Source organism: Klebsiella sp. HC6 (assembly GCF_022605325.1).
GTDB lineage: Bacteria > Pseudomonadota > Gammaproteobacteria > Enterobacterales > Enterobacteriaceae > Klebsiella > Klebsiella terrigena.
In genome coordinates this window covers 1-25081 of sequence record NZ_CP093278.1, presented here as the reverse complement: position 1 = coordinate 25081, position 25081 = coordinate 1, and the positions used below count along the sequence as shown (strand labels likewise).

Below are 25081 nucleotides of genomic sequence, written 5' to 3'. Positions count from 1 at the left end.
GACTTATGCACAGAGAACTCAGGGCGCGTATTCAGACGATGCGGGCCAGGCTGGATGACCGGATGCCTGTGACAGAAATCCGGGCCAGTTCACAGCTGTTTGTCTCGCCCGATCCGCTCTGTCGTCGGCTGGTCAGTCTGGCGGAGGTGGTGGACTCTGATCATGTTCTGGAGCCCAGCGCCGGAACGGGCGCCATTCTACGGGCGGTCAGGGAAGGCGCGCCACGGGCACAGTGTGACGCCGTGGAGCTGAACGCGGATTTGGTCTGCCATCTCCGGGATCATTTCCCGGGCGTCAGCGTCTGGCTGGGTGATTTTCTGGAATACCGGCCGGAAAAGCACTACAGCAAAATTATCATGAATCCACCGTTTAACCATGCGCAGGATATCCGGCATATACAGCGGGCAGTGACGCTGCTGGCACCCGGCGGCGTGGTCACTGCGGTCTGTCTGAACGGGCCGCGACAACAATCCATACTGAAGCCGCTTGCTGATGTCTGGGAGCCATTGCCGCGAGGCACATTCACGTATACCGACGTTTCAACTGTTCTGCTCAGGATAGCTGCCTGAAAGCCGGTTAGCCCGGCGGGGGAGTGTGCCCCCGTCTGGCCGCGCCGGAAAAGGCCGCACGCCTGCGGCGCAGGAGGACCGGGCCGCGCTGACGCGCCGCCGGCTCTCCCTCTCCGCGTTCATCCTGTCCCTCTCTTCCTTCTGGTATTCTGGTTTACTGTTGTTCCTTTTTTCTTGTTCCGGATGAGCCGCTGATGGAGCGTGGTCATCCATCTGTTTCTGCCGGCTTTTCTTTTTGCTCTTCGTTTATTTCAGGTCCTGCAGTGGGCGTCCGGGCGGGCTGTCGTGAACGGAGCCAGCCAGGCTGTCTCCGCCCTGTCGGGCTTCCATCCCATGACGCAACGTCAACGGCAGGCTTGCAGCCTCCGTTCCGGAGGCGCCGCCCTGTCGCGCCGTGCCCTGCGCTCCCTGCACCCCGGCCAGTGACCGCCGGGCTGTAAGGGGCACCGCCGTTTCGCGTGCCGCGCCCCGACGTTGCGGCGGGTCCCTGCTCATTTCCTCTCCTGTGCCTTTTCACCGTTTAAGTCCCTTTCGCCGGGGCTGAGACAAGCACAACCCGCCTGGCTGTCCAGGGCCGGCGTGGCCTTTCGCAATAAATTTTTTCCGGCCATTTCGCTTCTCTCCATTAGACCGGAAAAAATTTCCCGCTCACCCCGGACAGCTGCACCGGGCCGTGCTCGTTGACGCCCTTGCGGCGAAGGTTCTCAAACGGGTGAAGGTCATACCTCCGGGAACAAAACAGCAGGTTCCCGCAAACGTCAAAACCGCGGCTTCCGGTAACTCAACGGATGATGGGGTTTTAAAAGCAAAACAACGGAGTAAGGAGAGTCATCATGGCAGCACGAGGCATCAATAAAGTCATTCTGGTTGGTCATCTGGGGCAGGACCCGGACGTGCGTTATATACCCAACGGGAGCGCGGTGGCCAACCTGACGCTGGCCACATCGGAAACATGGCGTGACAAACAGAGCGGGGAACTGCGCGAAAACACCGAATGGCACCGTGTGGTCATGTTCGGCAAGCTCGCGGAAGTGGCGGGGGAATACTTGCGTAAAGGCGCTCAGGTCTACATCGAGGGCCAGCTGCGCACCCGCAACTGGCAGGATGAGGCCGGAATCACACGCTATGTCACCGAGGTGCTGGTCGGGCAGAACGGCACGATGCAGATGCTGGGTGGGCGTCGTGAGGGCAGTTCGTCAGAGAGCGCCGTACCTCATCAGCCCGCACAGCCGCAGACTCCGGTACAACCTGCTGAACCCCCTGTGGCATCCCCGAAAGCGAAGGGCGGTAAAAAAGGCCGTCAGAGTGCCGCGCCGTCCCAGCAACCCCCGCAGCCGTCCCCGGATGATTACCCGCCGATGGATGACGATGCCCCGTTCTGATAACCCGTTTCAGGCCGGCCCTGCCCAGGTGGGGCCGAAAGGAGAGAGATGAGTATTTACGATAACGGTCCGTTACCGGATGACACCTTCACCAGAGCACAGGCTGAAGCGGTGGCGGCACAGTTTGAAAATGTCGCCATTGAAGACGATCAGGGTTCGCATTTTCGCCTGGTCGTTCGTCAGAACGGCGAAATGGTGTGGCGCGCATGGAATTTTGAAGCGGATGCCGGGAAATGGCTCAACCGTTATATCGAACGTTATGGCATCCGTAACACGCAATAAGCAGTAAGAGGTGCCGGACAGGGGGGCTGTCCGGCAGACAGTCATCAATATCAGAGAGGTATCAATTATGTCTGCAACAGAGTCTAAGGTAAAAACTGCACCAAAAACCAGCAAAAAATCGGTGAAACCTGCCGAAGCCGCCGCCCTGAAAGCGGCTCTCGATGCCGCGCCGATTGAGTATGTCCCGGTGACGGCACTGGTAAAATCTCCCCTGAACGTCAGGACCATCCCTTATCCGGTGGAGAAAGTACGCTCAATGGCAGACTCCATTGAAGCGCTTGGCCTGTTGCAGAATCTGGTCGTTCATTCTCTTCATGACGGGCAGTGTGGTGTGGCTGCAGGTGGTCGTCGCCTGAAAGCTCTGCAGCTCCTGCAGAGTGAAAACCGTATCGATGCCGGATATCAGGTGATGGTGAAAAAGGTACCTGATGAACTGGCTGTTGCGGCATCAATGGCAGAAAACGAACAGCAGATGGCAATGCATCCGTCTGAACAGATCGCCGGGTTCCGCACGCTGGCAGCACAGGGGAAAACCCCCGCGCAGATTGGTGACTTGCTGGGGTTCGGTACCCGTCATGTTCAGCGTATGTTGAAGCTGACCGAACTGGCTCCCGACATTCTGGAGGCGCTGGCGAAGGATGAAATCACCACCGAACACTGCCAGTCACTGGCGCTCGAAAGCGATCAGAAACGCCAGGTGGAAGTGCTGGAATCCGCCCGCAAACGGTCCTGGAATAATGAAGTATCAGTGTCCTCGATCCGTAACCTCATTACCTCAGAAGAGGTCTCCACAAACGGCGACAAATTCCGCTTTGTGGGAGAGGCCGCATTCAGTCCGGAAGAAATCCGGGTTGATCTCTTCAGCAGCGAAAACGGCGGCTATGTCAAAAGTGCTTCTCTCGATACCGCCCTGCTGGAAAAACTGCAGAGTATCGCGGAACACCTTCGCGAAGCAGAAGGCTGGTCATGGTGCGATGGCCGCCTTGAACCGATTTCTCACTACGGGAAGGATACTAAAATCTGGCGTCTGCATGCTGTCCCGCCTGTGGCATATACCGAAGCCGAATCGGAACGACTTGCCTTCCTTGCACAACGCGAAGAAGAACTCGAAGTACAAAATACCGGGGATGACGGGGAGCGTGTTGCAGGTGAACTCAATGAGGTCTGGCATGAACAGCAGACCATTGAGTTTCGCGCTGAACACCGGACATGGCCCGATGAAATGAAGCAATCCGCCGGAGTGGTGGTTTCCTGGACTGGTCAGGAGGTGAAAGTACAGCGCGGTGTGGTGCTGTGCGCCGATGAAAAAATAAAGGAGAAGGATGCATCCACCGATCAGGCTCCTGAAAAAGTCGATCCGCTGGACGCCGTCGGTGTCCCGTTGCTGACCCGCCTTTCTTCTGAACGCACACTGGCGGTTCAGGCGGCCCTGTTGCAGCAGCCGCAGAAAGCCATCGCGCTGATGGTCTGGAAACTGTGTAATTCGGTTTTCCATACCACGACGTCCGTCAAAGAGCCGTTCTGCATTAGCGTGAGTGTGTCGCATTACGCGCTGACCCGTGAAGCACCTGACGGTGAAAACAGCGTTGCGTTTCAGGCAATCCAGGCTGAAAAAGAACGCCTTGAAGCCCTGCTGCCGGAAAACTGGCGAAAGGATATGACCACCTTCTTTACGCTCGATGGCGCAACCCTGATGGCGTTGATGGCTTTCTGCACCGCCTGTTCTATTGATGGTGTACAGGGCAAGGATGAGTTTGGTCGTAAACACCAGAGTTCGCTGGATGGGGTGGAAAACGCCATCCAGTTTGACCTTCGCGACTGGTGGAAACCGACGGCTGATAACCTTTTCTCGCACATGAAGCAGCCACACATTGTACAGGCACTCTCTCAGGCCGGACTGACTGGCGCAGCACAGGACGCCGCGAAAATGAAGAAAAAGGATGCCTCTGAACATGCAGAGCACTTCCTGTCAAAAACCCGGTGGGTTCCGGAATGGATGACCAGTGCCGACAACCAGAAACAGCCTGCCGCAAAGTCTGAACTCAGTCTGGCAACGAGTCAGAGCGATACAGACGCTGATGTCGACCACGTCACCGACCATAACAACCCGGCCTGCGCCGCCTGATAACGGAGACGCCGCCCTGGGGGGCGGCGGTAAGGAGAAACCTATGCACACGATCATTACCACCGATGTCCTGAAAACCATGTTCGCCGGAGAGCTGGAAGACTACCGCGCCGCCGGTGAAGATTTTCGCCGTGAACTCACCCATGCCGTGATGCGGGATCTGTCCTGTCCGGAGAGCTGGGACGTCAACGGAGAGTACAAAAGTGAATTCGGCGGATTCTTTCCGGTACAGATCCGTTTTTCCCCCTCTCACGGTCATTTTGATGTGGCGGTCTGCAGTCCGGGAGAGCTGAGTACGCGCTGGATGGTCGTTTTTGTGACCCGTGGCGGCCAGCCGTTCTCCGTTGTTCGTAGCATGGAAACATTTAACCCGGAGTTGATCTCCCACACGCTGGCACTGATAGCGTGTCTCGATACTGACGGCTATTCCTTTGCCAGTATCATCAGCACCCTGGCTCAGGAGGGCGAACTGTGATCCCCTCATCCCATGCCATTGTGACCCTGAAACCTGCACGCCAGGCTGCTTTGCAGGCCATCATGTTCGTGGAAGACGCCCGGTTTCGGGGCGCTCGTTTGCCCTCGATGCCCCATGTCCGCACGTTCCTGCGCATGCTGACCGGTTGCAGTCGAATTAACAGCGCCGTCGCCCGGAGTATTCCCGGCCTGCACCGTGATCCGAAAGACCGGCTGAATAATCTGAAGCAGGTGGAAGAGGCACTGGATACGCTGATTGCCAGTCAGGGGGAATGCTGCCCGCTGCCGCTGACAACCGATGTTCAGGCTGAACTTTTTCCGGAAGTGATTCACACCCGAACCGATCGGCGGATGCAGCGTGAAAATATTGCGTTCACCCGGAGAGTTCGGCGTGAAGGCAAAGAGATAGCACATACCTGGTTGCTGCGACAGAACCTGCTGGGGCAGGCTATCACGGAGCTTAACTTTCAGTCACCGGAGACCGTTAACACCTGGTACCGCCAGTGGGCTGACGAGTTTGACGCGCGGGATCTGGAGCCTGCCTTCTGGAACTGGCGATCGCGGTTTGCCTCGCTGGTCTCCCTGGACTGGCTGCGGGATGCCGGGGAGCCGCTGTATGGTGTCATGCATGAAATCAGCTTCATTGTGAGAGAGACACCGGAGTCTGTGCGTCAGGCAGAACGCTGGCAGGTCCCGAACAAGCTGACACACCGGAGCCGCGGATGAAGTGGCGCTATTCCCCGCGCTGGAAACTGGACCGGACCGCATAAACTGGTCTCCGACGTCGTGGAAGCCGGGAAACCTGCTCCCTAATCGATCATGTCGCGCTGGGTGGCGGGCGCAGGATATGCGGTGTGCGTGGGTTTTCTCTTTGGGAGGCAGAGCGTGCCGCTTAGATTGGTGCCCGGACAAAGGCAAGCAGAACAAATCCACCCCTGGATTATCGAAATACTGGCCTTGTCCGGGCAATCCATCGTAGCCATTTGAAAAGCCACAGGCACGTAAAAATTCTTTCAGTCCGTGATAATGACCAGGCCGCTAAGATAACTGCCAGAAAATTAGCTTATAGGTTAACTTTACTTTGATTAAAATTAGCCTGTAGGTTAATATACAGGAAACGGGAGGTCACATGTTTAGCGTCGTTTATCATCCGGATGCCAGGGAAGAAGCCACAGCATTACCCGTAAAAATCAGGGTGAAGTTTGACCGTCTCATCGGCAAACTGGAATATGATGCCCGGTTGCTGCGGGAACCAGACACCAGGCCTCTGGGCGATGGACTTTTCGAGATCCGCACGATGGGGACGGACATCGCCAGGGGCATATGGGTATACCACAAAGGCAATACCATCATTATGCTGCGGGTTTTCATCAAAAAGTCACAGAAAACGCCAGCGAAAGAAATCGATCTCGCCAAAAAGCGTTTAGCGGAGGTACTCAATGAAACTGGTAAGCCATAAAGAACTGCATAGCGAGTGGATGCAGGACGATGAATATCGCGCTGCATGGCAGGAAGAAGAACGCAAGGAGAAGCTCAGAGAGCTGCTGGCAGAATGGCGTAAGCATGACAACCTGACAAAAGCGCAGGTTGCTGAACGCATGGGGGTTACACCTCCGGTTATTTCCCGCCTGGAAAACAACATCACCAAAGCCAGCATTGACACGCTGACCCGATACGCTCATGCCTGCGGTATCAAGAAGCCTGTCATTGCACTGTACTGAGCAACCGGCCGGGGCTGGCCTTTTGTTTCTGTCAGCCCCAGCATTTTGTCTTATAGCAATTATGCGCATGTGTTGTATCGATTCTCACAGACAGGGCATGACAGAAGGTGGCGTAAATAACCAGAAGGGCAGGGGATAACCTGCCCGACTTCGGGAAAAGGCTGCTCACCTGCGGTGCCGGATAATACCGGCTGCGCTACGCGCCGCCCGTATTATTACGGCGCGGGCTTATCTCATCATGATTAATTATTCATCCCTGTTATATCTCATCCGGCATGCTGCTTTTTATCCCTTCCGGTATTTATCCTTACAGGCGAACCCAATGAATTCCGATCCGGGCGTCGTCCCTTTAGGGACACGGCTGTCGTGAACAGAGCCAGCAGGCTGTCTCTGCCCTGCGGGCTTCCATCCTGACGCAAATTCAAATTCACGCTTGCTGCATCCTTGTCAGGATGCGCCGCTTTCACCGTGCCGGCGATAAAGCTGCCGTCACTTTTATGGCGCCACGCCGTTCCGACGTGTCGGGTGTGTTCATCCTGTCCCCCCGGTGAGGCCATCCCCCGTGTGTCCTCACGCGGAGGGCTGGTCGTAGCACCGCCGTGTCGTCGCACAAGGGGTAAATAAACTCCGCCAAAAACTTTTTGCCAGGGACCGCAAAAACTTTTTGTCTCCGCCCCTTGTTCTCCTCCTTACAGCGTTGCTCCTTTGCCCTGTGCCGCGAGAGAACTCACCAGGGAGATGGACAACCATCACCACAGGAGAAAACCAGAATGCACACACGAAACGTCAAAACCGCCGCTCAAGAATCTTCCAGAAAGATGGGGGGAAAAGCCGTGTCATACACGATCCTCGTTGCTGATAAGCCAAAAAACTCAGAGGAAGAGTGGGACGTCATGGAATTCAGCAGCCTTGTTGCGCTGAAAAAATATCGCAGAAGCCACCCGGAAAAAATGAGCTTCAGCTATGGCTATGCCCTCAGCCGTGGCGTGGATAAGCAGTTCTGTCATATCAACGTGGCTGAAGCGGATCATTTCAAACAGTTTGTGCGCCTGATTGGGGTCAGTTTGGATATCGAAAATTATTGTACTATAAGGACTTCCCCGGCATGTCAAAGCCGGTATTTATGGTTTCTGTCTGCTCTTCAGTAAAAATAAAGGGGAGAGACTGCGGTACTATAAACGGCCATGATGAATCGTCATCGATTCGGGCCCTGATGAAAGACGCGCGTGAGGTTCTTGTTCGTTAAGCGGATACGTATATCCTGTACAATAGCCAGATAGGCCTCACGGGGTCTAACCCTTTATCATCAACGAATTGCAGGTCAGATGGTTATACAGCTTCGAGCTTTAGTTGACTGAGTACAGCCGGAAATCATCACCGTAATGTAGTGATGCCCAACACAGCCGCGCATTTTTGGCGGCGATGGCCACAACAGCCCGCCAGTACCCTCTGCGCTCAACCAACATACAAACCCAACGGCTGAATGAGTCAGTCCTTTTCCCGGCGCCAATAAGCACTGAACGAGCCCCCTGAACCAGAAGCGTTCGCAGATACGAATCACCGGCTTTTGTGATCCTGCCGAGTTTCGACTTTCCCCCGCTGCTGTATTGTGATGGCGTCAGCCCCAGCCAGGCTGCCAGTTGACGTCCATTTTTAAAATCATGTGCATTACCGATACTGGCGACCAGTGCACAGGCCGTTGTGGGACCAACGCCCTTTAGCTCCATCAGCCGCTGACTGCGATGATCTGTTTTGGCTATGTGGGACAAAATTCGGTCATATTCAGTGATGTTAGCTTCAATGCGATCAACGTGTTCCATCAAATCATCAACACATTGCTGAACCTGAAGCGGTAAAGAGCTCTTCTGCACAGAAACCATGTGGCGCAGGGCATCAGCACTTTGTGGCGCGATGACACCGAATTCAGATATCAATCCTCGCAGACGATTATACGTTGCTGTTTTCTCTTCGATAAAACCCTGACGGGTACGATGTAAACACTGCATGGCCTGCTGGCTTTCGTCTTTCACTGGTACGAACCGCATATGCGGACGACGAACAGCTTCACAGATAGCCTGAGCATCAGCTGCATCATTTTTTCCTGATTTTCCGGCCATACGATAAGGCGATACAAACTTAGCAGCCATCAGACGTGGCTCATGACCATACTGCCGAAACAATCTTGCCCAGTAGTGAGCCCCGGAGCATGCTTCCATCCCGATAACACAGGGAGGCAAACTTGCAATTAACTCAGGAAGTGCAGCACGCGATACTTTAGGCTTAACCAGAACAGTTCTACCATTTTGATCAACACCGTGAACAGCAAACACATTTTTAGCAAGATCGATACCGACAGTCGTGATAGTCATAACGAATTCCTCCGGGACGATGTGTACCCCATGATTGCACAAGAGTTAATCAGGCGCATAATCAGGGGAAGTCCCTTCCATTCGTTAAGGTGATTTTTTGTACCTCTGAGCTGTGGTAGAGCTTGACCACTTTGACAGGCAGCTTTGAGCGAAGAGCGGACTTTCCATTTTTGAAATATTGGTACATAAAGCGAATGAGGCGTTCAAACTTCATCTGACCCGCTGAAGTGAAGTGATGATGAATCAGACCTGTCCAAAATCAGAGAGTTCGCAAAACGAAAATACAGATTTGTATAAAAAGTTAAGCCTGCACCGCTTAATCAGAACTCGGCAAGATGGCAGGCTTTTAAAATCAGTAAATTTTTTGAGGTGTAAATATGCCGAAGTGTGAGCCGCTCAGCACCATTCTGGATGGTGCATCGTGTGAGGTCTTCTGCAGGCGAGTAATAAACTCCTTCGCCCACCAGTAACAATCATAACGTTTCACTTTTGCCAGCAATTTACTGTGCCTGCGTTTACGTTCATGCAAAGGCATCATCAGCGCCGAATGAAGTGATTCACTGGTATTGTAGGCATCATATGGGTTTACTGTTATCGCCTCGGTCAGTTGTTCTGCGGCTCCGGAAAACTCAGATAACACCAGTACTCCCGGGTTGTCGGCATCCTGTGCAAGAATGAACTCTTTGGCACATAAACTCATCCCTTCTGACAGCGGTGTGAACATGGCGACGTGCGCTTTTCTGTAAAGCGCATAAATGACGTCACGATTACAAAGTCCGTTATGGATGTAATTAACCGGATACCAGGAAAAATCACCGTATTGACCATTTATTTCACCGCAGAACCGTTCAAGTCTCGAATTTAGCTCGGGTGAAGAATGGGGATACTCGCGAGAAGGATCTGAAATTTGCAATAAACTGACATCCTGAATGTATTGCGGATATTTATTTAACAACTGGCGCATCGCATCCAGTCGATAGTGGATCCCACTTATATCGCTGATAACGTCATTGCTGATGATCACATCTCTCTGGTATTCTCTGACAGGTTCGGCATCCAGATTAATATTGTCGATGAGCGTGTTGTCGATACCACAGGGAAATATTCCCACTTTAATTAATCTTCCGTTAATTTGAATGGCATCGGTTGAGATTCGTTCAGCACGGTAGTACCGTAAAACATATGACAAGAAATTATTTATGTCAGCACTGGATTGAAATCCAATTAGGTCATATTGTAACAGTGACTGCATAAGCCAGTCATGTTCCGGAACAGTACGGAGTACCTCTCCTGGCGGGAAAGGCTGATGCAGGAAAAAACCACATTGGTTCTGACAACCTGCATCCTTCAGCATTTTTCCTGACGGCAGCAAGTGATAGTCATGCACCCAAACGATATCTTGTTTTTCAATATGTGAAATAACCGCATTAACCACATCCGTATTATAGGTTTTCCAGGTGATAAAAAACTCTTTTTTGTAACACGCAAGATCGGGGCGGTTGTGGAATATAGGCCACAGTACTTTATGAATATACCCCTGGTAATAGTTGTCGTATTCATTAGGTGAAAGATCCCAAGAGAAAACCTGGCACCCAGGTTTCAGGACATGCTGGACCGCGCGCGATTTTCTGGCCGTAGATATTTCACCATTCCAGCCAAACCACAGCCCGGGATGTTTTTTAAAGATCTGCGAAAGGCTGATGAGTAATGGATCAGCGATATTTTTATCCCGCGTTTCACTGCGGTTAGACAGAATAATTAAACGAGACATATTGACCTCATCTTTTTCATTAGCAATTGTTAGCGGCAAACCTTTTCTCAGAACGTTATTGCGGACTCTTCATGCGTTACAATACTTTCGAAAAGCGTCAGTTCCGCAAGTTTGCTGTGGATCCACTGCTGTGAGAATTCTCGGCCCAAACTCTCCGTCAGGTACGGGGATTCCTGAAAAGCGTCAAGTGCATGTTGTTGAAAAAGGGGTAATGGAGGCGCTACATGGATAATATTATCAAGATCATCATCATCAATATTTTCCAGGCCATATAACATTCCGGTCAGGATTGTTGCCATCACTAAATATGGGTTGGCATCAGCACCCGCCAGACGATATTCGATACGACTGTTTTCTTTTGATGAACATGGGATACGTAATGCCGCAGAGCGCTTATTATATCCCCAGGAACTGAACAGTGGTTCATTGAGGTTTTTACGCATCCTGCGGAAAGCATTCACCCCCGGAGCCATGATTGCGAGTGACCCAGGCATCAGGTGGAGTAAACCCGCCAGACACAGCCGTGTCATCTCGTTCAGCTCATCAGGCGCCGCGGCAAAAACATTATTGCCATGGATATCATTTAAGCTGATATGGAAATGTAAGCCGTTGCCCGCAAGCTGAGAAAAGGGCTTTGCCATAAAGTTGGCTTTATAACCAAACTCACTGGCAACAATGCTGGTTAAGCGGCGCAGTGCCAGTACGTTCTCGCAGACTTCCACCACCTGATGCGAATGTCGCAAATTAAGCTCGAATTGTCCGGGTTCCGCTTCACTGACAATCCCTGTCAGGGAAAGATTTTGCGCGGCAGCCATCTTTTCCAGACGTTCTATAAACGGCGTATACGTTGATGGTACCGCCATCTGAAAACATCCCTGTCCACGTGTTTCTGCTGTCTGCTGATCAATAAGATAAAATTCAATCTCCGGCGCGATGATCGGGTATAAGCCGTGATGATGGAACCGACGAAGCACATTCTCCAGTATGACCCTTGGCTCCATGGCATAGGGGACTCCTTCTGCATCCTGCATAGACAATAGCAACTGTGCATTTTCACGAGGCTCATAAGCTGAAGGTCGCAATGTTCCCTTCACAGGTAAACAGAGTCTGTCAGGTTCATCCATCACCAGACTATCGGAGGCTCGACAAACCACTTTTCCTTCCCAGTCCATCGAGTAAACTGATTGCGGGAAATAGCATCCATTTGCGGCAGACCAGAGGTCATCTACGGTGATCCGCTTCCCTCTGAACGTCCCGTTGACATCATTCAGATAGATATCAACATGCTTTGTCTCAGGGTACCGTAAAAGATAGTCTTTGACTTCCTGCTGGAATTCACTTCGTGAATCTCTCTGCTTTTCTATAGCCTCTGCACAAGTGTTTCCTGTCGGCTGCGAGAAGCTCAAAAGTGCCCGCATGTTTTGTAAAAGTGAGGATCTCATTATTGAATACATAATTATCTATCTGATATACCTTTCGGCGACAACAGGAGTATAAAAAATGGTTATGTGCATGGATATAAAGAAAGCGTTAAAAACAAAAGCGATGATGTAAAAAAACTATATATTTACGGGCCATTACAATAGTGCAAAATTACTTACAAGTCATTAGGTGTGCTGTAGTTAAATATTAATGAGGGGGCGATATTGGTTTTTTAATCATATTGCTGAGTGCTTGTTAAATATTTATATTCAACCTGCCTGATTTTTTCCTCCGCGTCCTGCGGAGGAAAACTGTCTACGCTTGATTAAAATACAAACCGATAACCCACACCGCTTTCTGTCAACAAGTGGCGGGGTCTTGCCGGATCGATTTCCAGTTTCTGCCTGAGATGGCCCATATAAATGCGCAAATAGTGACTATTTTCAACGGCATTCGGTCCCCACACCTGGCTTAAGAGTTGGTGGCGAGTCAACACTTTGCTGTTGTTATTAAGCAATAGTGCTAACAGGCGAAATTCAATAGGCGTAAGGTGGATCTCCACGCCACGGCGAGTCACAATTCGCGCGGTAATATCCACTTTCACATCCGAAAAGTGCCAAACAGTGTCAACCGGTGTTATGGCACTGTGTCGGCGGAGCAGCACCCGCATCCGCGCCTGTAATTCGCCGATGCCAAAGGGTTTGCAAAGATAGTCATCAGCACCGTGATCCAGTGCTTCAATTTTATCGTCTTCACTGCTGCGCGCAGAGAGCACCATGATGGGGACTTTGCTCCATTGCCTGAAGTCCCGGATAAATTCGACGCCGTCACCATCGGGTAATCCCAAATCCAGCACCACCAGATCGGGTTTGCGCGTTGCCGCCTCAATCAGACCTCGCTGCAGTGTTTCAGCTTCGTACACGCGCATTGATTCTGCTTCCAGTGCCAGGCGCACAAAGCGACGGATTTCTTTTTCGTCTTCGATAATCAGTACCGTTATCACATGACCTCACTCTAAACCGTCAATCTGTGGGGGCGGATCCTGTGGCAGACGGACGATAAAACTGGCTCCCCCATCAGCACGATTTCCGGCCACAATGGAGCCGCCGTGGACCTCGACTATCGCCTGACAAATAGCCAGCCCAAGCCCGACACCTGGGATCGCCGATTCTTTATTACCCCGTGAGAACTTGTCGAAAATGGCCTGTTCCTGCCCGGCGGATATGCCTTTGCCGTTATCCCAGACTTCAATCTCCATCCATCCGCTATCAACATGTGCATTCAGGCCGATAGTGGCATTACGCCCGGCATATTTACCGGCGTTTTCCAGCAGATTAATCAATACGCGTTCAAACAATGGCCCGTCGACATACACCAGTCGCAATGGCTCGGGGATATCAAGTTTAATTTTCTGTCCGTTCAGTGACATCTCCAGAATACGTAAGGCGCTGCCTACTATCTCCTCAAGCGTGATCCACTCTTTTTTAAGGCTGAATCCACCAGACTGGATACGGGCCATATCCAGTAAGTTGTTAACCAGACGCGTTGTATTCAGTACATGCTGGCGAATTTCACTTGCCTGCAGGGCATGTTTAGACCCTTCGCTGGCGAGATCGAGTGTGAGGATCTCCGCCTGGCCAAAAAGCACGGTCAACGGCGTACGTAAGTCATGTGACAGCGCAGCAAGCAGTGAATTTCGTAATTGTTCGCGTTCACTATTGAGGCGTGCCTGTTGTTCGCTTGAAATTAATGACTGGCGCTCAAAGGTGCTGGCGATCAGCATAATAAAAGTTTCAAGCAACCTCTGCTGCTCTGGGATCATTAACTGGCGAAGATTCGACGGTTCAACAATCACCAGGCCGTGTGTCTTATTGGCGCTTTTCAGCGGCAAAATCAGGTAGGGGACGCCCGGTAACGTATCAGTTCCCGCCCCGGCGGGCAGCCCTTTATCAAAACTCCAGCGCGCAATGCCATCATCCCAGGGCGTCATCCCCTGGCTCTGCGCAACCGCCTTCAGTTTTCCGGATGAATCGGGCAGTAATACCTGGCTCAGTGCATTAAATGTTGACTGAATGAATATCTCGCTGGTCTTCGCAATATCATTGCTGTTACGTCCGGCGGCCAGCGCCTTCGACATTTCATAGAGCTGTCGGGTGCGCTGCTCACGGTAGCGTGCAATACGCGCCTGATAACGCACTCCCGCTGTCAGATTACCGATGATAAGCCCGACAGTCAGCATCACGGCAAATGTCAGCAGATACTGCACATCGGAAACGGCAAGGGTGCCACGGGGGGCGATAAAGAAGAGATCAAAACTGATGACATTGATAAAGGTAGCCAGCACCGATGGCCAGCGGCCGTAAAACATTGCCACGACGACGACGCCGAGCAAATAGAGCATAACCAGGTTGGCGGCATCGAACGCCAGCAGCCATTGATTCGCGACAAGGGTAATCACTGTGCACAGCACCAGCGCCAGTACGCACCCCTGAATTTGTACGCGCCATTTATCACTGAAGGTGCGATTGTCTACCGTTTTGGCCTGCAAAACGGCGGGTTTGTCGTCCAATGCAATAACCATCAAATCGAGATCGGGGGCAGAGGCAGCGAGTGTCTCGGCAAAACCCGGGCGATAGAACCAGCGACGGCGATTGCGACGTCCAATCACAATTTTTCCGAGATTATGCTCACGGGCATAGCGCAGAATGGCTTTTTCCGGAAACGATTCTGAGAGTGTAGCGGTTTCTGCCCCCAACTCCTGGGCAAGGTGTAACGCACTCAGTATGGCGCGTCGCTGCTGCTCTGGAAGTTTGTGCAGGGCAGGGGTTTCCACGTAAACTGCACGCCAGACACTCCCGAGTTTTGCGGCCAGACGCGCAGCAGTGCGCACCAGCTTTTCATTACCGCTGTTATGACCGAGGCAAAGTAAAATGGCATCCCGGGTGTGCCAGACTTTTTGCTCACCCTGATCGTCTCGCCAGGCACGCATCTGGTCGTCAACGCGATCGGCTGTGCGCCGCAGCGCCAGTTCGCGTAATGCAATCAAATTCCCTTTACGGAAAAAGTGTTCAATTGCCCGCTCGGCCTGGCCGCCTATATAGACCTTACCCTCGTTTAAGCGTTGACGCAGATCGTCAGCAGGGAGATCCACTAACACTACCTCGTCGGCAGCATCAAAGAAGGGGTCCGGAACCGTTTCCCGCACCTGGATGCCCGTGACGCCGCTGACGACATCATTAAGACTTTCAAGATGTTGTACATTGACCGTCGTGAAAACATCGATACCGGCTTCCAGCAGTTCTTCTACATCCTGCCAGCGCTTGGGATGGCGTGAACCCGGCGCATTGGTGTGCGCCAGTTCATCCATCAAAATAAGCGGAGGACGCCGCGCAAGCGCAGCGTCCAGATCAAACTCCTGAATGAGACGTCCCCGGTAAGCTATGCGTTTAGCGGGTAACGTCGCCAGACCATCCAGTAAGGCGGCCGTTTCCTTACGGCCATGGGTTTCGACTACCCCAATCAGAATATCAAGCCCCTGCGCACGCAAGCGTTGCGCTTCCTGCAGCATGGCATACGTTTTCCCGACGCCAGCGCTGGCACCAAAGAAGATTTTCAGCCTCCCGCGGTGAAGAGCACCTGTCTGCTCTAACAGACGATCGGGATCGGGGCGATTGGGTTCTTCTGTCATTATTAATAACCTTATTTGCTCTGCAATGTATCCAGGGCCAGGTTTAACCGGGTCACGTTTACATAAGGCTGGCCAATAAAGTTCAACAGAGGCATCACGGTGTTTTCATCTACCAGACGTTGCACGTCCTGAGCAGACATACCCCGAGCTTGCGCTACGCGAGGCAACTGCCATTTTGCAGCATCCGGAGATATACCGTTATCCAGTCCACTGGATGATGCAGTGACCAGGTCAACCGGAACCGCGCCTTCAGCTTGTGGATTCGCCGCACGCAGCGCGTCCACACGCTCTTTGAACGCTTTATCCAGCTCTGGGTTACTGCCAGCCAGGTTGCTACCGCTGGTTGCCATTGGATTATATGGGGCTTCAGCAGTGGCCGAAGGACGGCCCTGGAAATACTTCGGCTCAGTAAAGTTCTGGCCCAACAACTCCGAACCTCGTACTTCACCATTCACTTCAATCAGTGAGCCATTCGCCTGATGCGGGAACCACCACTGGCCAAGCAGCGTCGTCAAGACGGGATAAAGACCACCCGTGATGAGCATCAGGATAACCAGCATCACGATTGCCGGACGTAACTGTGTCATAACAATATCCTCAAACCAGGCCAAACAGGGTTAACAACAGATCGATCACTTTAATGCCGATAAATGGCACAACCAGCCCACCCAGGCCATAAACCCACAGGTTACGGCGTAGCATCGCGGAGGCGGTGAGCGGTTTATAACTCACCCCTTTCAGTGCCAGCGGGATCAGGAACACGATGATCAGAGCGTTAAAGATAACTGCACTCAGAATCGCCGATGTGGGTGAATGCAGGTGCATTACATTGAGCGCATTCAACTGGGGGTAGGTCGCTGCAAACGCCGCCGGAATAATGGCGAAATACTTCGCCACATCGTTGGCAATACTGAACGTCGTCAGCGAACCACGGGTCATCAGCATCTGTTTACCAATGTGTACGACCTCAATCAGCTTGGTGGGGTTGGAATCCAGATCCACCATGTTGCCTGCTTCTTTCGCAGCCTGCGTACCCGAGTTCATGGCTACCGCCACATCTGCCTGCGCCAGCGCAGGGGCGTCGTTGGTACCGTCACCGGTCATCGCGACCAGACGTCCTTCCGCCTGATACTGGCGAATCAACGCCAGTTTGGCCTCAGGGGTCGCTTCGGCCAGAAAATCATCGACACCGGCTTCTGCCGCGATTGCCGCCGCCGTTAAGCGGTTGTCACCTGTGATCATGACCGTCTTGATACCCATTTTACGCAACTGGGCAAATCGCTCTTTGATGCCGCCTTTAACGATATCTTTCAGTGCAATAACGCCCAGTACTTTTGATCCTTCAACCACCACCAGTGGGGTAGCCCCCTGGCGTGCAACGCTCTCAACCAGCGTATTAACGTCTGCCGGGAAGTGACCGCCGTTAGCTTCAACATGGCGACGAATCGCATCAACTGAGCCCTTGCGGATCATTCGTTCGCCGATATTGATGCCACTCATACGTGTTTGCGCGGTGAAAGGCACAAAGGTGGCGTCATGTACATCGCGTTCGCGCAGGTTGAAGCGCTGTTTGGCCAGCACCACAATGCTACGGCCTTCCGGCGTTTCATCCGCCAGTGAGGAAAGCTGCGCCGCATCGGCCAGGACTTTCTCGTCAATACCCGGCGCAGGCAGGAACGCCGATGCCTGACGATTACCCAGGGTGATCGTCCCGGTTTTATCCAGCAACAGCACGTCAACATCGCCAGCGGCTTCCACGGCGCGTCCGCTTGTCGCTATGACGTTAGCGCCAAGCATACGGCTCATCCCGGCGACACCGATGGCAGATAGCAGTCCACCGATTGTTGTTGGGATTAAACACACCAGAAGCGCAACCAGCACCGTGACGCTGACAGCCACACCGCCATAGGCGGAGAACGGCCAGATGGTTACGGTGGCCAGCAGAAAAATCAGCGTCAGCGCGACCAGTAGAATGGTCAGGGCAATTTCGTTTGGCGTCTTACGACGTTGCGCCCCTTCAACCATGGCAATCATCCGGTCAAGGAATGTTTCGCCAGGGTTGACGCTACACTGAATCACCAGCCAGTCAGATAAGATGCGCGTGCCGCCGGTCACCGAAGCAAAATCACCACCGGATTCACGGATAACAGGCGCGGACTCACCGGTAATCGCACTTTCATCAACCGAGGCGCCCCCTTCGATGACTTCACCATCACAAGGAATAATGTCACCGGCTTCCACCAGTACCACATCGCCTTTGCGTAAGTCGGAGGCCGGAATGTGGTCAACCTGAGCGTCATGCTGCGGCGCTCGCAACTTACGTGCAAACGCCGTTTTCTTCACGCCACGCAGACTGTTTGCTTGCGCCTTGCTGCGTCCTTCTGCCATCGCTTCAGCAAAGTTCGCGAAAAGCACGGTTATCCATAGCCACGCGCTGATGGCTGCGGTAAACCCGGCACTTCCTGCAAGATGTCCGGTCGCCATTGCAATTGCCAGAATGGTGGTCAGAACACTGCCAATCCAGACAATGAACATGACTGGGTTACGCCACTGAATATGTGGGCTCAGTTTAATAATTGAATCTTTTAGCGCCTGACGGACCAGTGCAGGTTCGAGCAGGGCCAGTTGCTTACGGCTCATAAAACACGTCTCCACGGATCTCAACGTAATGAGAGATGTTCCGCCACTGGACCTAATGCCAGTGCGGGGATAAAGGTCAGAGCGCCAACCAGCACGACGGTGCCAATCAACAGGCCGATAAAGAGTGCGCCTGTTGTCGGTAATGTACCGGTACTGGCAGGCTGAATATTCTTACTGACCAGACTTCCCGCGATAGCCATCACCGGAACAATCACGCCAAAGCGACCCACGAACATGCAGAAGGCCTGTAGGCTGTTCCAGAACGGTGTATTCGCGCCAAGACCGGCGAATGCACTACCGTTGTTATTTGCTGCGGAAGAGACGCCGTACAGCACTTCGCTAAATCCGTGGATACCCGGGTTATAAATCCCTGCGCGACCAGCCTCTGTCATCAGTGCCAGCGCTGTCCCCAGAAGAACCAGTGCAGGCGTTACCAGAATAGCGATAGCGGTCATTTTCATTTCCCGCACATCGATTTTCTTACCAAGATATTCCGGGGTGCGGCCAATCATCAGTCCGGCAATAAATACGGCCAGCAGGACATACATCAGCATCCCGTACAGACCAGAGCCAACACCGCCGAAAATCACTTCACCGACTTGCATCAGCCACATTGGCACCATGCCGCCTAGCGCAGTAAACGAGTCATGCATCGCATTTACCGCACCACAGGATGCTGCAGTTGTGACGACTGCGAATAGGCTACTGGCCAGAATGCCGAAGCGGCTCTCTTTACCTTCCATGTTGATATTGCTGGACGCGCCCAATTCCATCAGGTGTGTGTTACCGTTGGTTTCTGCCCACATCACCACCGCAACGCAAATCACGAAGATAATGGTCATTGCCCACAAAATGGCATGTCCCTGACGAGCATCACCCACCACTTTGCCAAAGGCAAAACACAGCCCTGCGGGGATCAGGAAAATCGACAGCATCTGTACGAAGTTACTCAGCGCAGTCGGGTTTTCAAAAGGATGCGAAGAGTTAACGTTAAAGAAGCCGCCACCATTGGTGCCGAGCATTTTAATCGCTTCCTGGGATGCAACCGGCCCCATTGGCATCATTTGCTTAACCCCTTCAAGGCTGGTGTAAGCCTGATACTCTGCAAAATTCTGAATCGCGCCTTGTTGGATCAGGAACAGGGCATAAACCAGAGAGATCGGCACCAGAACATAGAGCGTGATACGGGACAGATCCTGCCAGGCATTACCGAGGGTTGTCATCGCGCGGCGCGCAAATGCGCGGGTCAGTGCAAATACCACGGCAATACCGGTCGCAGCGGAAAGGAAGTTCTGCACGGCGAGCCCAGCCATCTGGCTGAAATAGCTCATGGTGCTTTCACCCGAATACGCCTGCCAGTTAGTATTTGTCACAAAACTAACCGCAGTGTTCATTGCCAGATCCCAGGATAACCCCGGTAACTGTTGTGGGTTGAAGGGCAGGATCGCCTGAGCGGTCAGGATACTGAAAAGCACGACGATGCCCAGAACGTTGAAGAGTAAAATTGCTGTTAAGTAGCTCTTCCAGTCCATTTCGCTGTTTTGAATGCCGGATAGTCGCCACAAACCTCTCTCGAATCCCGTGACACCAGGCAATGGCTCGCCCTCAATTAAGCGTGCAAGGAGAGAGCCAATAGGTTTTGCCAACAGCATCAAAATGACCAGGAAACTGGAAATTAATAAAAAACCTGACGCAGCCATCAGAATTCCTCCGCCTTAATCAGGGCATAGACCAGATAGCCCAGTAGCAGGAAAACCAGCACGATGCCGATTATTACGCCTGTACTCACACTCCACCTCCAGGTAGACGTTTAAACTGGAGGTGAGTGTAGATTTTTCGATGCAAAAATTTTGTAAAAAGGTAATCAGGTGGGTGTAAAAAAAGTATAAAAATTTACGTAAATGAGCGGAAAGTAATCAAGCGGCACTCGCAAAAGCATGCTATCCGTCGTTTAATGGCAGCGCGTGGGATTATGATTATATTCAGTCAGCAGTGAGGCTTACTGCGCAGACATAGGTTACGGAAAAACAACTTACAGTTTATTGATGGCATTGCGGAGCAGCGTTTGAAGAATCACTATTCTATTAACATTTCCCAGTTTCATGTCGTGATTCATTTATGCGGTTTTTTGGTGATGCTTTACAGCTTTTCCATGTTGCCGCCAATGCTCGTGGCGTTGTTTAACAAGGAAAGAAGTTTCTTTATTTTTCTTATTACCTTTGCCACTTTTTTCAGTTTGGGAGGTGGAGCCTGGCTTGCGACCAAACGGGCGGGTATACAGCTGCGAACACGCGATGGATTTGTCATTATTGTTCTGTTCTGGATCCTCTTCTCTTTGATCAGTGCTATTCCAATCTGGCTGGACAGTGCGCTGGGACTGAGTTTTGCTGATGCCTTATTTGAGGGCGTTTCAGGCATAACTACAACCGGTGCGACAGTGGTCGGTGATGTGAGTGCGCTGCCTCGATCGTATCTTTACTATCGCTCACAGCTGAATTTTATCGGAGGCTTAGGGGTTATCGTCCTTGCGGTTGCGGTTCTGCCACTGCTTGGTATCGGTGGGGCGAAACTATACCAGTCTGAAATGCCAGGACCGTTTAAAGAGGATCGCCTGACGCCACGGCTTGCAGATACCTCTCGCACCTTGTGGCTAACCTATTTATTGCTGGGGATGGCCTGTTCTTTTGCCTATATGCTTGCCGGGATGCCAGCCTTTGATGCGCTCTGTCACGGTTTATCAACCGTTTCACTCGGGGGATTTTCCACGCGTAGCGAAAGTATTGGTTTTTATGACAGCCATGCTATTGAACTGGTGGCCGGATTGTTCTCTTTGTTGTCAGCGCTTAATTTTACGCTCTGGTATGTGGCGCTTGCCAAACGGACCCTGAAGCCCTTTCGTCAAAACACCGAAGTACGTTTTTTTCTGGGGATCGCGCTTGTTGTCACGCTCATTACGGCGGCTCAGGTCTGGCATGCCGGGATGTATAATGCCACTGACAGCCTTGTTCATGCCTTCTTTCTCGCAAGCTCAATGATGACGGATAACGGTCTGGCAACCGCTGATTATGCCAACTGGCCGGTGCATACGATTGTCTTCCTGCTGTCGATGAGTTTTTTTGGTGGATGCGTAGGTTCAACATGCGGTGGTATTAAAGCGCTTCGGTTCCTTATTTTGTTTAAACAGAGTCGACACGAGTTACATCAACTTGCTCATCCCCGTGCGATGATGAGCATTAAGGTAGGCGGAAGCGTTGTTAACGATCGCGTATTGCATTCAGTGTGGAGTTTCTTCTTTCTTTATGTCTTATTTACCGTGGGTTTTATTTGGACATTGAATCTGATGGGGTATGATTTATTGACGTCGTTCGCGACAGTGGCTGCGTGTATTAATAATATGGGCCTCGGGTTTGGTGAAACCGCCTCAACATTTGGTACCCTCAAGGATGAAGCAAAATATCTGATGTGTGCAGCAATGATATTAGGCAGGCTGGAGATATATCCAGTGTTGATTCTTTTTTCACGTTTCTTCTGGCGTAAGTAAATTAAGGCAGTTATTAGTGGCAAAGACTATAAAGGCATGAAATTTCAACTAACTTTGAACGAATGCCTTTAGGACCGCATCTCGCTGTGAGATCAACGGATCGATGCAACGCTATCGGACAATATTGCGTGTATCGGTTTAGTCTACCATTTGAGCAACTTCGGAATGAATGCTCGCTCCTTGCACTAACTTACCCGAAGCGCTGCTCACTGGCAGCTGTGAGCGAAGAGCAGACATAAATCGGGCTAAGGATTTGAGCATGATGCATTGAGGATGATTTATTCTCTGCATTAGAGCCCGAAAGGCGTTTAAGTAAAATTGGTATTAAATCAGCCTTATCTGAACTGGCTCACTCACATCGTCAGATTACCTGTAATAGATCGACAGTCATCTTTATTTGTTAACTGACCCAGTTGAAAATCTCGACCTGAACCAGGACCATCCGCTGACAATACTTATGCCACCCAGGATTAGTATCGATCCTGAAATAAACCCTGGTTGTAGCTGTTCTTTCAAAATAAACACTGCCGTAACGACCCCAAATACAGGCGTCATGAATGAGAGAACACCGAGCTGTGATGCCATGTATTTGCGCATTAAACTGTACCAGGCTAAATAACTCAAAAAACCAACTATTGCGCTTTGAAAGATTAAACTAACAATCCCGACGGTGCCGGGTTCAAAATGATTCTGGCCAGAGAAGTATGAATAGGCTGATAAAACAAAAAAACCTCCTGTAAGTTGATAAAAAAGTGTATGAGAAGCCGGCGATTCACTAAGAGAGGAGCATCGGACGAGGACGGTAGTGGTTCCCCATGACAGGCCTGCAAATAATCCCATTATGTCTCCTGCAAGAGTTTGGCTGGAGTTACCACCCGGAGCCTTACCTGACAGAAACGCAACACAAATCCCTGCAAATGTAATTGCTATCCCTACCCATTGCGGTGCACACAGTCGTTCATCGGTCTTAAAAAACTGTAGCCCCAGAGCAGCAAAAATTGGAGCGGTGTAGAGGAATACTGACATGTGCGATGCCGACGTATATCGCAGGCCTTCAGCAACAAATAGGAATTGCAAACCAAAAAGTATGCCCACTGCTCCCCCGGGAACGACGCAAATAGCAAAGTTTCTTAGAGGCGTTTTTTTAAGAATAAACAATAAACATATAAGGCCCGCCGCAACCCCACTTCTGATTGCTACCTGTAGAACCGGAGAAATTTCATCGGCTACACCTTTAATTGCAACCTGCTGAATTCCCCAAATAACGCACAGCGAGGTCATGACCAGTGTGGCATAAGCGTCAACCTGTTTTCGCTGTATTGTCACTTAATTCTCCATCAAATCGATTTATTTAAAGTACACTGGCAGTTGTGTAATCCGCCCACTGCGGGACTTATAATTCATGTTTTAGCATATAGATACATGACTGCACTGTTTGACCGGTAAATGTGGTTACCTTTACCGGAACCCGTTCATATTCAGAACCTTCGAAATCATCGAGGATGTCCCAGTGATTGGGTAAACTCTCGGAGGTGAAAAGAAAGCCCTGTACACGATTACCTGAGTCATCTAGCACAATTCCCGGATAACCCATCTCGGCACCCCAGCCTTTCTCTAATAAAGAACCACCAACGTGGCCCTCCTGCCATATTCCCCCGATATTTTCAAGAATATGAGCATTAGGCCGGCCAGGACCGAGTGTCCCGTAAACAAATAAACTTTCCATAATTCCTCCGGTATCGCTATGAAAATAGTAATGTTCTTTAAGTTGATTTTGATTTTCGGACTCTGACCTGACAAATCATTTGTTCTCACAATACGCGTGAATTATTATCACGCGTATGATGTTCGATAGCCTTCCCCCATTGCAGACTCTGCGCGCTTTTGAAGCCACTGCCCGCCTCTCAAGCATGACGCTGGCGGCAGCGGAGTTGCACGTTACGCATGGCGCGATAAGCCGGCAAATCCGGAAGCTCGAAGAGCATCTGGGGTTAAAGCTATTTTTCAGACTGACACGGCAGATAATTTTGACGGAGCAAGGGGCTGAATTTCACCATGTGGTTACTCGTCTTTTGAGTGATTTAATGAGGGAGTCTGAGCGTCTGCGTGGAAGAAACCTGATAAAGAGTTTACGTATAAGTACAACGGTTTCATTTGCCAGTAAGTGGTTAGCACCGCGTCTCAGCCGGTTCAGGCAGAGATATCCTGAATTTGATATTGAACTGGATGTTACTGACATTAATGTGGACCTTAATGATGGTCAGGTAGATGCCGCAATTCGTTACGGCCTTGGCAATTATCGAGATGTTTCGTCTGAACGTATGTTCGATGAAACAGTCACGCCTGTATGTAGCCCAGATTTTCTCGAGAAACATAATGGTCTGACAGAGATTAAAGGTCTTTTAAACTGTGTTCTTCTGCATGAGTACAGAATGCTGGCGAACTGGAAGGCATGGTTTGAGATGGCCGGAGAAAAAAACTTTAGCTGCCAGCAGGGGCCCTTATGGACTCTTGGCAGCATGGCGACTGAGGCTGCTATACGTGGCGAAGGTGTTGCTCTGGGGCGCAGTCTTCTGATTGCAGATGATGTAGCTGCTGGAAGGCTTGTTGTTCCGTTTCCACAGTACAAACTTAAGGCTGAGCGGGGATACGATTTAGTCTACCGTTCAGATAATCAGGATTCATTTAAAATAAGCATTCTAAGACAGTGGCTCTCTGAAGAATTGAGTTCGCTGAAAGATTGAATGCTGTCTAACAAAGGTCCGCTCCTGGCACACAGCGGACTTTCCTTACATAGATGATGCGTCAGGCTGCTAATCACAAAAGTTGTTACAGGGCGCTAACTATTAGGCCATGACTGCAAATAAACACCGTTATTCCAGCCTTTCAGGCAGTTTCATTATTTTTATGAAGCGCTTGTATCCGGCAAACCTGTGAAGCACTGTAGCCTGTAGCATCTGAATCGCCACGGGTTTAACAGACACCTCAGAGTCATTTAAGATGGCTTAAAGAGAGGTGCCCATGAGCGGTAAGCGTTATCCCGAAGAGTTTAAAACTGAAGCAGTCAAACAGGTTGTTGATCGCGGTTATTCTGTTT

22 protein-coding genes and 3 pseudogenes are annotated in these 25081 nt (G+C 51.3%); 13 read left to right on the top strand and 12 right to left on the bottom strand.

What is annotated here, in order from left to right; genetic code table 11:
• Nucleotides 1-5 precede the first annotated feature (5 nt).
• Nucleotides 6-569 carry a class I SAM-dependent methyltransferase gene (locus MMW58_RS29665; protein WP_032700843.1) on the top strand — a complete coding sequence of 188 codons (564 nt, stop codon included), beginning with the start codon at nucleotides 6-8 and terminating at the stop codon, nucleotides 567-569.
• Nucleotides 570-842: 273 nt separating this feature from the next.
• On the opposite strand, the pseudogene MMW58_RS29660 reads toward MMW58_RS29665, so the two are convergent.
• A pseudogene (locus MMW58_RS29660) lies at nucleotides 843-1086 on the bottom strand (hypothetical protein); the annotation flags it as partial.
• Nucleotides 1087-1402: 316 nt separating this feature from the next.
• Here MMW58_RS29660 and ssb point away from each other — a divergent pair.
• From ssb to MMW58_RS29610, 9 genes and pseudogenes are all read left to right on the top strand, one after another.
• A complete protein-coding gene (gene ssb, locus MMW58_RS29650) occupies nucleotides 1403-1951 on the top strand; it encodes a single-stranded DNA-binding protein (RefSeq protein ID WP_032732060.1) in 549 nt (182 codons plus the stop codon).
• A gap of 48 nt (nucleotides 1952-1999) precedes the next feature.
• Nucleotides 2000-2233, top strand: coding sequence for a DUF905 domain-containing protein (locus MMW58_RS29645; RefSeq protein WP_009654057.1), 234 nt, complete (start codon nucleotides 2000-2002; stop codon nucleotides 2231-2233).
• Nucleotides 2234-2300: 67 nt separating this feature from the next.
• On the top strand, nucleotides 2301-4358 hold the full coding sequence (locus tag MMW58_RS29640) for a ParB/RepB/Spo0J family partition protein (RefSeq protein WP_032744120.1): 2058 nt from the start codon (nucleotides 2301-2303) through the stop codon (nucleotides 4356-4358).
• A gap of 43 nt (nucleotides 4359-4401) precedes the next feature.
• Complete coding sequence (psiB, locus tag MMW58_RS29635) at nucleotides 4402-4833, top strand: conjugation system SOS inhibitor PsiB (RefSeq protein WP_004118968.1); 432 nt, start codon at nucleotides 4402-4404, stop codon at nucleotides 4831-4833.
• Complete coding sequence (locus MMW58_RS29630; RefSeq protein WP_004118966.1) at nucleotides 4830-5558, top strand: plasmid SOS inhibition protein A; 729 nt, start codon at nucleotides 4830-4832, stop codon at nucleotides 5556-5558. The genes psiB and MMW58_RS29630 overlap by 4 nt, the downstream gene beginning before the upstream one ends.
• Nucleotides 5555-5714 (top strand): annotated as a pseudogene (locus tag MMW58_RS30405) (theronine dehydrogenase); the annotation flags it as partial. The gene MMW58_RS29630 and the pseudogene MMW58_RS30405, both read left to right, overlap by 4 nt.
• Before the next feature lie 247 nt (nucleotides 5715-5961).
• Entirely contained in the window at nucleotides 5962-6291 is a 330-nt protein-coding gene (locus tag MMW58_RS29620; protein WP_004118963.1) for a type II toxin-antitoxin system RelE/ParE family toxin, read from the top strand.
• Entirely contained in the window at nucleotides 6272-6553 is a 282-nt protein-coding gene (locus tag MMW58_RS29615) for a helix-turn-helix domain-containing protein (RefSeq protein WP_004118961.1), read from the top strand. Before MMW58_RS29620 ends, MMW58_RS29615 begins: the two co-directional genes overlap by 20 nt.
• An 818-nt stretch (nucleotides 6554-7371) precedes the next feature.
• Complete coding sequence (locus tag MMW58_RS29610; protein WP_241723827.1) at nucleotides 7372-7701, top strand: hypothetical protein; 330 nt, start codon at nucleotides 7372-7374, stop codon at nucleotides 7699-7701.
• Between the two features lie 198 nt (nucleotides 7702-7899).
• Here the strand turns inward: MMW58_RS29610 and MMW58_RS29605 are convergent, their stop codons facing one another.
• The 9 genes from MMW58_RS29605 to kdpF form a co-directional block, all read right to left on the bottom strand.
• Nucleotides 7900-8922 (bottom strand): IS110 family RNA-guided transposase, encoded by a 1023-nt coding sequence (locus tag MMW58_RS29605; protein ID WP_000156887.1) that lies wholly within the window; start codon nucleotides 8920-8922, stop codon nucleotides 7900-7902.
• 352 nt (nucleotides 8923-9274) lie between these two features.
• Nucleotides 9275-10693, bottom strand: a complete 1419-nt coding sequence (locus MMW58_RS29600) for an alpha,alpha-trehalose-phosphate synthase (UDP-forming) (protein WP_111975984.1) — start codon at nucleotides 10691-10693, stop codon at nucleotides 9275-9277.
• Nucleotides 10694-10740: 47 nt separating this feature from the next.
• Nucleotides 10741-12135, bottom strand: coding sequence for a glutamine synthetase family protein (locus tag MMW58_RS29595; RefSeq protein ID WP_233158558.1), 1395 nt, complete (start codon nucleotides 12133-12135; stop codon nucleotides 10741-10743).
• A 305-nt stretch (nucleotides 12136-12440) separates the two neighbouring features.
• Nucleotides 12441-13118, bottom strand: coding sequence for a two-component system response regulator KdpE (gene kdpE / locus MMW58_RS29590; protein WP_111975982.1), 678 nt, complete (start codon nucleotides 13116-13118; stop codon nucleotides 12441-12443).
• A gap of 6 nt (nucleotides 13119-13124) precedes the next feature.
• The gene (kdpD, locus tag MMW58_RS29585; protein WP_111975981.1) at nucleotides 13125-15803 is read right to left on the bottom strand and encodes a two-component system sensor histidine kinase KdpD; all 2679 of its coding nucleotides are present in this window, start codon (nucleotides 15801-15803) and stop codon (nucleotides 13125-13127) included.
• 11 nt (nucleotides 15804-15814) lie between these two features.
• The gene (kdpC, locus tag MMW58_RS29580; protein ID WP_111975980.1) at nucleotides 15815-16390 is read right to left on the bottom strand and encodes a potassium-transporting ATPase subunit KdpC; all 576 of its coding nucleotides are present in this window, start codon (nucleotides 16388-16390) and stop codon (nucleotides 15815-15817) included.
• A 10-nt stretch (nucleotides 16391-16400) separates the two neighbouring features.
• A complete protein-coding gene (kdpB, locus tag MMW58_RS29575; protein WP_111975979.1) occupies nucleotides 16401-18443 on the bottom strand; it encodes a potassium-transporting ATPase subunit KdpB in 2043 nt (680 codons plus the stop codon).
• 20 nt (nucleotides 18444-18463) lie between these two features.
• Nucleotides 18464-20143 (bottom strand): potassium-transporting ATPase subunit KdpA, encoded by a 1680-nt coding sequence (kdpA, locus tag MMW58_RS29570; RefSeq protein WP_111975978.1) that lies wholly within the window; start codon nucleotides 20141-20143, stop codon nucleotides 18464-18466.
• The gene (kdpF, locus tag MMW58_RS29565; RefSeq protein ID WP_111975977.1) at nucleotides 20143-20232 is read right to left on the bottom strand and encodes a K(+)-transporting ATPase subunit F; all 90 of its coding nucleotides are present in this window, start codon (nucleotides 20230-20232) and stop codon (nucleotides 20143-20145) included. The genes kdpA and kdpF overlap by 1 nt, the downstream gene beginning before the upstream one ends.
• 345 nt (nucleotides 20233-20577) lie before the next feature.
• Here kdpF and MMW58_RS29560 point away from each other — a divergent pair, with 345 nt between their 5' ends.
• Nucleotides 20578-21984: a TrkH family potassium uptake protein gene (locus MMW58_RS29560; protein WP_185953663.1), complete on the top strand. Its 1407-nt coding sequence runs from the start codon at nucleotides 20578-20580 to the stop codon at nucleotides 21982-21984.
• Nucleotides 21985-22377: 393 nt separating this feature from the next.
• Here MMW58_RS29560 and MMW58_RS29555 read toward each other — a convergent pair whose 3' ends face one another.
• Nucleotides 22378-23310 (bottom strand): DMT family transporter, encoded by a 933-nt coding sequence (locus MMW58_RS29555; protein ID WP_111975975.1) that lies wholly within the window; start codon nucleotides 23308-23310, stop codon nucleotides 22378-22380.
• Nucleotides 23311-23377: 67 nt separating this feature from the next.
• Nucleotides 23378-23710 carry a gamma-glutamylcyclotransferase family protein gene (locus MMW58_RS29550; RefSeq protein WP_111975974.1) on the bottom strand — a complete coding sequence of 111 codons (333 nt, stop codon included), beginning with the start codon at nucleotides 23708-23710 and terminating at the stop codon, nucleotides 23378-23380.
• 118 nt (nucleotides 23711-23828) lie between these two features.
• On the opposite strand from MMW58_RS29550, the gene gcvA reads away from it, so the two are divergent.
• Both gcvA and MMW58_RS29540 read left to right on the top strand, forming a co-directional pair.
• Complete coding sequence (gcvA, locus tag MMW58_RS29545) at nucleotides 23829-24728, top strand: transcriptional regulator GcvA (protein WP_111975973.1); 900 nt, start codon at nucleotides 23829-23831, stop codon at nucleotides 24726-24728.
• A 277-nt stretch (nucleotides 24729-25005) separates the two neighbouring features.
• A pseudogene (locus MMW58_RS29540) lies at nucleotides 25006-25080 on the top strand (transposase); the annotation flags it as partial.
• Between the last annotated feature and the right edge of the window lies 1 nt (nucleotide 25081).

Excerpts from the sequence above, each read along its gene's own strand:
- MMW58_RS29665 (WP_032700843.1), top strand. The coding sequence starts at position 6 with ATGCACAGAGAACTCAGGGCGCGTATTCAGACGATGCGGGCCAGGCTG.
- ssb (WP_032732060.1), top strand. The coding sequence starts at position 1,403 with ATGGCAGCACGAGGCATCAATAAAGTCATTCTGGTTGGTCATCTGGGG.
- MMW58_RS29645 (WP_009654057.1), top strand. The coding sequence starts at position 2,000 with ATGAGTATTTACGATAACGGTCCGTTACCGGATGACACCTTCACCAGA.
- MMW58_RS29640 (WP_032744120.1), top strand. The coding sequence starts at position 2,301 with ATGTCTGCAACAGAGTCTAAGGTAAAAACTGCACCAAAAACCAGCAAA.
- psiB (WP_004118968.1), top strand. The coding sequence starts at position 4,402 with ATGCACACGATCATTACCACCGATGTCCTGAAAACCATGTTCGCCGGA.
- MMW58_RS29620 (WP_004118963.1), top strand. The coding sequence starts at position 5,962 with ATGTTTAGCGTCGTTTATCATCCGGATGCCAGGGAAGAAGCCACAGCA.
- MMW58_RS29615 (WP_004118961.1), top strand. The coding sequence starts at position 6,272 with ATGAAACTGGTAAGCCATAAAGAACTGCATAGCGAGTGGATGCAGGAC.
- MMW58_RS29610 (WP_241723827.1), top strand. The coding sequence starts at position 7,372 with ATGGGGGGAAAAGCCGTGTCATACACGATCCTCGTTGCTGATAAGCCA.
- MMW58_RS29605 (WP_000156887.1), bottom strand. The coding sequence starts at position 8,922 with ATGACTATCACGACTGTCGGTATCGATCTTGCTAAAAATGTGTTTGCT.
- MMW58_RS29600 (WP_111975984.1), bottom strand. The coding sequence starts at position 10,693 with ATGTCTCGTTTAATTATTCTGTCTAACCGCAGTGAAACGCGGGATAAA.
- MMW58_RS29595 (WP_233158558.1), bottom strand. The coding sequence starts at position 12,135 with ATGAGATCCTCACTTTTACAAAACATGCGGGCACTTTTGAGCTTCTCG.
- kdpD (WP_111975981.1), bottom strand. The coding sequence starts at position 15,803 with ATGACAGAAGAACCCAATCGCCCCGATCCCGATCGTCTGTTAGAGCAG.
- kdpC (WP_111975980.1), bottom strand. The coding sequence starts at position 16,390 with ATGACACAGTTACGTCCGGCAATCGTGATGCTGGTTATCCTGATGCTC.
- kdpB (WP_111975979.1), bottom strand. The coding sequence starts at position 18,443 with ATGAGCCGTAAGCAACTGGCCCTGCTCGAACCTGCACTGGTCCGTCAG.
- kdpA (WP_111975978.1), bottom strand. The coding sequence starts at position 20,143 with ATGGCTGCGTCAGGTTTTTTATTAATTTCCAGTTTCCTGGTCATTTTG.
- MMW58_RS29560 (WP_185953663.1), top strand. The coding sequence starts at position 20,578 with ATGCTTTACAGCTTTTCCATGTTGCCGCCAATGCTCGTGGCGTTGTTT.
- MMW58_RS29550 (WP_111975974.1), bottom strand. The coding sequence starts at position 23,710 with ATGGAAAGTTTATTTGTTTACGGGACACTCGGTCCTGGCCGGCCTAAT.
- gcvA (WP_111975973.1), top strand. The coding sequence starts at position 23,829 with ATGTTCGATAGCCTTCCCCCATTGCAGACTCTGCGCGCTTTTGAAGCC.